Source organism: Pontivivens nitratireducens, assembly GCF_014235845.1.
Classification (GTDB): domain Bacteria; phylum Pseudomonadota; class Alphaproteobacteria; order Rhodobacterales; family Rhodobacteraceae; genus Pontivivens; species Pontivivens nitratireducens.
On sequence record NZ_JACJUQ010000009.1, the window covers coordinates 143,162 to 149,712 of the forward strand.

Genomic DNA, 6,551 nt, shown 5'->3' on the forward strand with positions numbered 1-6,551 from the left:
GCGCGGCGGTCGATCACCAGCGGGCCGCGCAGGGAATATCTGTTTCTCATTGTGGCCTCATCCTACTCGAGTAGTTGAAGCTTCCGGCAAACCGGGTCAGCAGGTTTCACTGAATCTATACAGTCAGCCCCCGGAAGGACCGAAGTGAAGCGCGCGCAGCCAGGCGGCGAAATCCTCTTCGCTGGTGTGATCCGCAGCCAGGCCCTCCATCATGCGAACGCCCATTCCGGGATCGGGTCGCAGAGCCACGCCATTCAGCCGCAAGAACGTGAAGGCTGCAACGAAAGCGGTGCGTTTGTTGCCATCGACGAAGGCATGCGCCTTTGCGATGCCGTAGGCATAGGCGGCGGCGATCGCGAACACGTCCGCGTCATCATAGGCTGCCCGGTTCATCGCCCGTGTGCATCCCATTTCGAGAAGGGCCTGATCGCGGGTTCCCGGCGCCCCGCCGTGCCGCGCGATCTGGCGATCATGTACAACGTGCAAGGCGGCCAGCGGCACCCAGACCCATGCCTTCATGCAAGCGCCTGAAGCAGATCGCGGTTCTCATCCATCACGATCTCGGCAGCTTCGAGTGCGGCCTGCAGCTCCGGGTTTTCCGTCATCAGTTTCAGCCCGCCATCATCCGTGCGCACGGCATAAAGGGTATCGCCCTCCTTGGCATCGAGCAGGGCGAGCATCTCCGCGCTGAGGGTCACGACAGCGGAATTTCCAACTTTGCGAATCTTTGCTTCGATCATGGCAGGCCCCTACATATACAGATGTATATACGCAAACGCCTGTCTCTCGTCAAGATCGCAGGAGCACCAGGAACCGGGACTACAGGGGATAGCCAACCGGCTTTCCGTCGATCATCCGCTCGATGTATTCCGTCATTCCGAAGCCTTCACGCCCGTCCCAGGTGAACCGCGAATAACCCTCGGCAATGCGGGAAACCAGGACCTCCCCCTCAACCGGGCGGCGGTTTCGCAGCGGGGCGAGCGACAGGATTTCGCTTTGAATGACCGCCCGTCGCCTGGCAGTGGCGACCCCCAGCGTGGCCCGTTCCGGATCCTGCTGATCGGTCCATTCGGTGTGGATGTTGAGATCGGTAATCTCTTCGTAGTCGCCATCGACCAGCATCACGCCAAGGCGCCGGGTCTCACCCTTGTTGTCGGTGATGCGCAACAGCATGAAGCCGTCGCCGTTCTCGAAATTGCCGATGAACAGACGATAGTAGTGGATGGCCTGCCAGTAACGGGGCCCCCAGCTGTGATCACGCCAGCCGCGCCCGTCGATCTGCCAGCTTTCGTCACCGACGCGGATCACGCCGTCTACCTTGCCATGCTGGTTGAAATGTCCGCGTGAGAAATCGCGGCCATACATGGTCGGCGTCACATCGTCCTGCGGCTCACCGCCATGCACGGGGGATGAGGCCGAATGCGTGAACCTGACCTCGGCCGGCAGACGTGGAGCATGCGCGAAGAGTTTCTGCGGTTCACGCAAATCGTCGGGATTCTCGACGATGATGACCTCGCCGTCATATTGCATTCGCGTCTGGCTGAGCGGCTCAACCACATCATAGGACAGCCCCCCGGCGTCAAAGGCATCGTTGTGCGAAATGCCGGGGCGCTGGAACTGGCAGGCAATGCGCCCGTCCGGCAAGTACAGACAGACCGAAAGCTCGGCCCGCCCCTCGTTCACACGGTTTCCCAGACGCATCCAGCCGCCGACGCGCTGCTTGAAATCGAAACCGTTCATGTAAACGCTTTCGTTGAAGCTCGACACGGCGTCGGGCGCGTGCATGTACTCGTCTTCGGGTCGCATCAGGAAAACGTCGTCTTTCATGTCGAAAGCTCCTCTGTGCGCGCGGTTGCGCGTTTCAATTCCGCGCGGGCCAGGGCCTCACGGTGCACTTCGTCGGGGCCGTCGCCAATCCGCAGAAACCGGGTTTCGGCAAAGGCCATGGCAAGGAAGAAATCCTCAGACAAACCTGCGCCGCCATGGATCTGAATGGCGCGGTCGATGATCTGCCCGGTGACCGTGGGCACAAAGATCTTGGCCATCGCGATTTCATCACGCGCGGCCTTGTTGCCGTGCCGGTCCATCGCCCAGGCCGCTTTCAGGGTCATCAACCGGGCGGCTTCAAGCTCGGTCCGGCACTGGCCGATGACCTGACGCACGCCACCCATCGCTGCCAGCTGGCTGCCGAAGGCGGCGCGATCCTGCGCGCGCGCGCACATCTCCTCGATGGCGCGTTCGGCCAGTCCGATGAAACGCATGCAATGGTGAATGCGCCCCGGCCCAAGCCGCCCCTGCGCGATCTCGAACCCGCGCCCGTCACCCAGAAGGACATTCCCGGCGGGAACCCGCACGCCCTCGAAAACCACTTCCGCGTGACCCAGCGGCGGATGTTGAAAGCCGTAGACCGACAGGGGACGCTCCACGCGGACGCCCGGTGCATCCATGGGGATCAGGATCATGGATTGCTGTTGATGGCGCGGCGCGGCGGAATCGCTCTTGCCCATGACGATGGCGACTTTGCAGGCCTCGGCCATTGCGCCGGTCGTCCACCATTTGCGCCCGCTGACGATGTAATCGTCGCCGTCCCTTTCGATCCGCGTTTCGATATTCGTCGCATCGGAGGAGGCGACGGCCGGTTCGGTCATCGCAAAGCAGGACCGGATGTCGCCTGCCAGCAAAGGCTTCAACCAGCGGGCCTTCTGCGCATCGGTGCCGTAGGTCGCGAGGATCTCCATGTTGCCCACGTCCGGCGCGTTGCAGTTGAAGATCTCGGGCGCGGCCAGTGACCGGCCCAGAACCACGCATAGATGCGTGTACTGGTAGTTCGACAGCCCCTGCCCCTCGGGCCCGTGGTTGTAGAACAGATTCCAAAGCCCCTGCGCCCGAGCCTTCGCCTGCAAATCGCGCATCAGCGGCGTGTGGGTCCACCGGCCCTCCGCCCGCCCCTCGTCGAGAAGCTGTTTTTCGTTCGGATAGACATGCGCGGCCATAAAGGCGGTCAGCTTGCCTTTCAGATCTTCGGTTTTGGGGTCGATAGCGTCAAACATGGTGTGGCCTTACGTGCTGTGGGTTTCGCGTTTGATGCGGATGCCGGCGGCTTCGCGATCCCAGGTGTCGTCGGTCAGTCCTGCCTCGCGCAGTTCGACTTTGCGGATCTTGGCGGTCGGCGTGCGCGGCAGCTCATCGACGAAGCGCAGGTAGCGGGGGATCATGAAATGGGCCATGCGCGGTTTCAGAAACGCGATCAGGTCCGCCGGGTCGAGGGTCGCGCCGGGGCGCAGGGCGAAGATGGCCAGCACCTCGTCCTCCGCCACATCGCTTTTCACGGCAACGACTGCGGCTTCGCGGATCGCGGGATGTTCGGCAATGTCGCTTTCCACCTCGAATGAGGAAATGTTCTCACCGCGTCGCCGGATCGCATCCTTCATCCGGTCGCAGAAGTAGAAGTTTCCCTCCGCGTCCTTTCGAAACCCGTCGCCCGTGTGGAACCAGCCGTTGCGCCATGCCTCCGCCGTTGCTTCGGGGTTGGTGGCATAGCCATGGTTCAGCTCCCACGGGCAATCGGTGCGCACGATCAGTTCGCCCACCTCGCCCACCGGCACTTCACAGTCGTTTTCATCGACGATCCGCACCTCAACCCCGGCGCGCTGGCGTCCCGCGCTGCCTGTCGCGGTCGGATTGGGCTGCGACACGATGGGCATCGAAATCTCGGTCATGTTGAAATGCGTGTGCACGTCGGTTCCGAACCGCTGATGAAACTGCCCCGCGCTTTCGTTCATCGGAACATAGGTGCAACTGCGCAGAGTATGGTTGCGGTCATCGGGGCTTTCCGGTTGCTTGAGCAGGAAATTTCCCATCACACCCAGCAGGATCGACGTGGTTATTCCGGTATCACGCACGACGGGCCAGAACTGGTCGGTCTTGAAGCTCTCGACCATCACGATGGAGCCGCCATGGATCAGCATCGCGGTCACGGGCATGACACCGCCGGAATGGAACAGCGGCAGATTGACCATGTATCGGTCGCTTTCGTTCAGAAACGGTGCGGCCAGCGCCATGTTGTACAGATGGCAATAGGATGACAGCACGCCCTTGGACGGGCCGGTGGTGCCGGAGGTGAAGATGATCGACTGCAAATGCCACGGCATGACAGGTTCGGCCAGCGGGATCGGATCGGTACGGTCGCTGTCCAGCGCCGCGGCCACGTGCACTTTCTGACCGGCGATTTCAGACGCATCCCCCATCAGCACCACGACCTCCTCGACCTGGCCGGGGGTCACCTCGGACAGATGCGGCGCAAGCTCGGCATGGACGATGGCAAGCCGCGCCTCGGACAGGGCCGCGGCATGGGCCAGAAGCGTTCCGCGATACGCGGTGTTCATCGGAACGAACGTCGCGCCGAGATAGTTCAGCCCGAACCAGACCCGCAGCGCCTCGGAGCAATTCGGCATCCAGACCAGCACGCGGTCCCCCTGCTTCACCCCCAGATCGGCCAGCGCATGCGCGGTACGGATCGTGATCTTCAGCGTTTCGGCATAGGTCCACGTCGCACCGTCGGGCCAGACGGCGAAAATCTTGTCGGGCTGCGCGGCGGTCTGGCGTTCCAGCAGGTATCGCTGAACACAATCCTGCGGCGCAGGCATGCGCGGGTCTACATGTGCGCTCATCCGCTCGCCCTCTTATCGTTCGTCCCGCCCGTGGAGATCTCGGCAAACGATGGGCGATGGACCATTTTCATCTCTTCGCGCAGCTCATCGTGCATATGCTGGCGCAAACGGGCGACGGCGGCATCGGCGCCCCCCTCTGCCATCCATTTCAGAAGCCTCTCGGAAATGGCCCGGTCCAGATCGGCGGCCTGTGCCAACAGGAATGCGCTTGTGATCACATCTTGGGCGGAGGTCGGCTGCGTAGAGTCTGACTGCGCGGGATCTGGCGGAATGTCGGAGCCCGTGGCCAATGCCTCAGCCTCGACCAGGGCGCGCCGCTTGGCGTCAACCTCCCGCGCGATCAGGCCCGTATCCCAATCCAGCCGGGCACCGAAATTGTTGAGCAGATCAATGATCCCCAATGCCTGACCCCGGCCATAGGCATCGCCCACATGGGGGATCACGTCGTCGCGCAGCGTCTCGACAATGCCGGCAATCATCCGTTCGACCGAAAGTGTCATGCCGCTGCCTCCAATGCCCGCTCGACCTGCAACAGGAGGCGCGGAATCTGTGCCCCCATGCCGGCCATGCGCATGTCGTTGAATCCGCGCTTGTCGAAACAGTGGAACGCGCCCAGATGCATGACGGCGAGCTTGAACGTCCCGAAAGCTTCGAAATAGGCCAGCCGCTGCGGGTTCACATTCAGGCCGGTGCGGGCGACATATCGCTCCACCAGTTCCTCACGCGTCAGCAGGTGGCACATGTAACTGGAGCCACCCCGCCACGCGCGCAGGCAGGTCCAGCCCAGATCCTCCAGCGGATCGCCCAGATGTACCGTTTCCCAATCGAGAAAGGCCTGAATCTCGCCATCGACCTCAAGGAAGTTGCCGATGCGAAAGTCGCCGTGGATCACACTGATCCGCTCCGCCACCGGGGCATGGTCGCGGAACCACCCGGCCGACCATTCCAGCATGGGAATCCTGCGATCCGACCATTCGTGCATCCGATCGACCCAGTAATCTATCTGCACGCGGGTCGCGGTCTGCGCCGTGGCACCGTTATCCAGTTCGGCCACCTGGGTGCCGCGCCAATCGAAATTGTGCAGATCGCCCAGGATGTCGAAGAACTGATGCCCCAGCTTCTTGCGCTTCACCTCATCAAATGCGGGGCCGCCATCGGGCGTCCAGGGGATCGGCACCTCGCCGGCCACCTTGTCACAGATGAAGAACGGCGCGCCGAAAACCCGGCTCGTGTCATCATGCCAATAGACCCCCGGCACCGGCAGGCCAGCGGCCTTCAGGGCCTGAAGGGTCAGGAACTCGGGCCGCGCGCGGTACGGCCCGAAAATGCCTTTCGGGGGACCGATCCGCAGGATCAGATCGCGTGAGACGCCGCCCCATTCGGCGGTGAAGCCATAGGTGACCCAGGAAAATCCGACCGTGAACCTGTTGAGCCGCCCGATGCTGACAGGCCTGCCGGTCTGTTGCGTGACAAAGGCGGTCAGCTCACCCCTTACCCGCTCGGTATCGAACGGATCGAAGGCGCGCGGGGCAGTGGTGACTGGTGTCTCAATCATCGGCCTGCCCCGTTACCAACCGCCGCGCATCCCGCCAGATCAGCCGCAGCATCTCGACGATCATCAGCACGAAGGCGAGCAGAATGAAGATCACGACCGGCCACAGGGGCCAGAAACCGGTGCCGACCTGCATCTGGCGACCCGTCTCGATCGCATCGAGCACGAACTTGCCGACGAACCACACCAGTAGGGAATAGATCGCCACCTCGACCACCAGCACCAGCAGCGCCACCGCGGCGGCCCCCCTTAGCGGCAGCTTCTCTGCCAGAAGCTCCAGCTTGGGGAACAGCGCATCGCGATGCGCGGCAGGCAACGCCCAGAACACC

8 protein-coding genes are annotated in these 6,551 nt (G+C 62.7%); all 8 read right to left on the reverse strand.

The genetic code is table 11. The features are described 5' to 3' along the window. Positions 1-123 precede the first annotated feature (123 nt). On the reverse strand, positions 124-519 hold the full coding sequence (locus H1S03_RS11555) for a type II toxin-antitoxin system death-on-curing family toxin (RefSeq protein WP_185804585.1): 396 nt from the start codon (positions 517-519) through the stop codon (positions 124-126). Next, on the reverse strand, positions 516-740 hold the full coding sequence (locus H1S03_RS11560; protein WP_185804586.1) for an AbrB/MazE/SpoVT family DNA-binding domain-containing protein: 225 nt from the start codon (positions 738-740) through the stop codon (positions 516-518). Before H1S03_RS11560 ends, H1S03_RS11555 begins: the two co-directional genes overlap by 4 nt. 79 nt (positions 741-819) lie before the next feature. Then, positions 820-1,827 carry a DUF7064 domain-containing protein gene (locus H1S03_RS11565; RefSeq protein ID WP_185804587.1) on the reverse strand — a complete coding sequence of 336 codons (1,008 nt, stop codon included), beginning with the start codon at positions 1,825-1,827 and terminating at the stop codon, positions 820-822. Further along, a complete protein-coding gene (locus H1S03_RS11570; RefSeq protein ID WP_185804588.1) occupies positions 1,824-3,050 on the reverse strand; it encodes an acyl-CoA dehydrogenase family protein in 1,227 nt (408 codons plus the stop codon). The genes H1S03_RS11565 and H1S03_RS11570 overlap by 4 nt, the downstream gene beginning before the upstream one ends. A 9-nt stretch (positions 3,051-3,059) precedes the next feature. Then, a complete protein-coding gene (locus tag H1S03_RS11575; RefSeq protein WP_221892685.1) occupies positions 3,060-4,670 on the reverse strand; it encodes an AMP-binding protein in 1,611 nt (536 codons plus the stop codon). Beyond that, positions 4,667-5,170: a hypothetical protein gene (locus H1S03_RS11580; protein ID WP_185804589.1), complete on the reverse strand. Its 504-nt coding sequence runs from the start codon at positions 5,168-5,170 to the stop codon at positions 4,667-4,669. The genes H1S03_RS11575 and H1S03_RS11580 overlap by 4 nt, the downstream gene beginning before the upstream one ends. After that, complete coding sequence (locus H1S03_RS11585) at positions 5,167-6,225, reverse strand: phosphotransferase family protein (protein ID WP_185804590.1); 1,059 nt, start codon at positions 6,223-6,225, stop codon at positions 5,167-5,169. The genes H1S03_RS11580 and H1S03_RS11585 overlap by 4 nt, the downstream gene beginning before the upstream one ends. Further along, the coding region (locus tag H1S03_RS11590) for a TRAP transporter small permease subunit (RefSeq protein WP_185804591.1) at positions 6,218-6,551 on the reverse strand (334 nt) is incomplete at its 5' end. The genes H1S03_RS11590 and H1S03_RS11585, both read right to left, overlap by 8 nt.

What these genes read in the sequence shown, in the direction of transcription:
- H1S03_RS11555 (WP_185804585.1), bottom strand. Translation starts at nt 519, where the DNA reads ATGAAGGCATGGGTCTGGGTGCCGCTGGCCGCCTTGCACGTTGTACAT.
- H1S03_RS11560 (WP_185804586.1), bottom strand. Translation starts at nt 740, where the DNA reads ATGATCGAAGCAAAGATTCGCAAAGTTGGAAATTCCGCTGTCGTGACC.
- H1S03_RS11565 (WP_185804587.1), bottom strand. Translation starts at nt 1,827, where the DNA reads ATGAAAGACGACGTTTTCCTGATGCGACCCGAAGACGAGTACATGCAC.
- H1S03_RS11570 (WP_185804588.1), bottom strand. Translation starts at nt 3,050, where the DNA reads ATGTTTGACGCTATCGACCCCAAAACCGAAGATCTGAAAGGCAAGCTG.
- H1S03_RS11575 (WP_221892685.1), bottom strand. Translation starts at nt 4,670, where the DNA reads ATGAGCGCACATGTAGACCCGCGCATGCCTGCGCCGCAGGATTGTGTT.
- H1S03_RS11580 (WP_185804589.1), bottom strand. Translation starts at nt 5,170, where the DNA reads ATGACACTTTCGGTCGAACGGATGATTGCCGGCATTGTCGAGACGCTG.
- H1S03_RS11585 (WP_185804590.1), bottom strand. Translation starts at nt 6,225, where the DNA reads ATGATTGAGACACCAGTCACCACTGCCCCGCGCGCCTTCGATCCGTTC.